Origin of the sequence: Micromonospora sp. NPDC005220, assembly GCF_040607895.1 — a bacterium.
Taxonomy (GTDB): domain Bacteria; phylum Actinomycetota; class Actinomycetes; order Mycobacteriales; family Micromonosporaceae; genus Micromonospora.
This window is the reverse complement of the sequence record NZ_JBEXHP010000243.1, coordinates 1-1,365: the sequence shown is the minus strand read 5'-3', so window position 1 is coordinate 1,365 and position 1,365 is coordinate 1. Positions and strand designations below refer to the sequence as shown.

Below are 1,365 nucleotides of genomic sequence, written 5' to 3'. Positions count from 1 at the left end.
GTCGGCTCGGTGGCCGACGATGCCCTGGGTGTCGCTGCGGGAGACCGGTCAGCGCAGGCCGGCGAAGAGGTCGTCCTCGGGGGTCGGCGCGCCGGTCCGGTCCCGGACCCGCAGGAAGGTCTCCACGCCCATCAGCTCGGTGAACCGCTCCTGGCCCAGTTGCAGGAAGAAGATGTTCTCGGTCTGACTGGCGTGGGTGGCCAGCGCGTCGAACTTCTGCGCGCCGTACGCGCTGGTGTCCACCCAGGTGGTGATCTCGTCGTCGGGCAGGCCGAGCTGCGGCTCCGACGCGTCCGGCTCGGCCCACTCGACGCCGAGCTCTTTCATGATCCGACCGAATTGCTCGAACGCCGTACGCGGCACCGTGGTCCAGTAGACCTTCGCCGGAACGTCCGTCTGCTCGACGGCGGCCATGGTGATCCGATGGGCCTGAATGTGGTCCGGGTGGCCGTAGAACCCGTTCTCGTCGTACGTGACGATCACGTCCGGCCGGTACTGCCGGATCAGCTCCGCGAGCCGGGCCGCCGCCTCGGCCACCGGCGTCGTCCAGAACGCGCCGGGTTGGTCGTTGGTAGGCCAGCCCATCATCCCGGAGTCGGCGTAGCCGAGGGTCTCCAGGTGGGTGACGTTCAGCGTCGCGCAGCTGGCCTCCAGTTCGGCCTGGCGCATCGCCACCACGGCGGCCGGGTCGTGCCCCTCCTCGCCCGGCTTGACCCCGCCCGGACCGTCCCCACATCGCCCGTCGGTGCAGGTCACGAGCACGGTGGTGACCCCCTCGGCGGCATAGCGGGCAAGAACGCCGCCGGTGCTCGTCGCCTCGTCATCGGGGTGGGCGTGCACCGCCATCAGGGTCAGAGGTCGCTCAGCCATGCCATCACCCTACGGTCATCCGGCCACGACCCCACGACCTGCACCGGGAACGAGGCGGTCCTCGTCGCCCCGGCCACCGAGTACGACACGATGACGGTCTGCGCCCCTGCGGTGGTGGGGCCGTACCCCGAGACCGTGTACCCGCCGTGGCCGGGCGGCCGCACCCCGTCGGTGTAGTCGGCCGTGACCACGAGACCCGTGCGGTCGAGGGGCTCGCCGACGGCGTACGTGGTCCTGGTCGGCGGTGTCCGTACCGCGACGCTCGTCGGGTCGGCGCCTCGCATCGCGGCATGCTCCGCCTGGGTGAGGGCGAAGACGGTCCCGCGGCGCAGCACGCCGCCCGCCAGGTCGTAGTTGTGACGTCGACGGAGACACCGGTACGCGACGAGATCGTCGCCTTCCTGCTCGCACGAGCGGGAGGACGAAGCCACGCGCGAGCTGGGCCTCACCGCCTGCCGTCCATGGCGTATCCGTCGTCGGCCCGCTCCCGGTGGG

At 71.3% G+C, this 1,365-nt stretch carries 2 protein-coding genes; both read right to left on the bottom strand.

Translation table 11 applies throughout. The features are described from left to right. Window positions 1-48: 48 nt before the first annotated feature. Window positions 49-870 carry a PIG-L family deacetylase gene (locus ABZU52_RS32440; RefSeq protein ID WP_354974721.1) on the bottom strand — a complete coding sequence of 274 codons (822 nt, stop codon included), beginning with the start codon at window positions 868-870 and terminating at the stop codon, window positions 49-51. Continuing rightward, entirely contained in the window at window positions 852-1,301 is a 450-nt protein-coding gene (locus ABZU52_RS32435; RefSeq protein WP_354974720.1) for a bacterial Ig-like domain-containing protein, read from the bottom strand. The genes ABZU52_RS32440 and ABZU52_RS32435 overlap by 19 nt, the downstream gene beginning before the upstream one ends. Window positions 1,302-1,365: the final 64 nt, after the last annotated feature.

Bases quoted from the DNA above. Each gene is read 5' to 3' on its own strand.
- ABZU52_RS32440 (WP_354974721.1), bottom strand. From the start codon at position 870: ATGGCTGAGCGACCTCTGACCCTGATGGCGGTGCACGCCCACCCCGAT.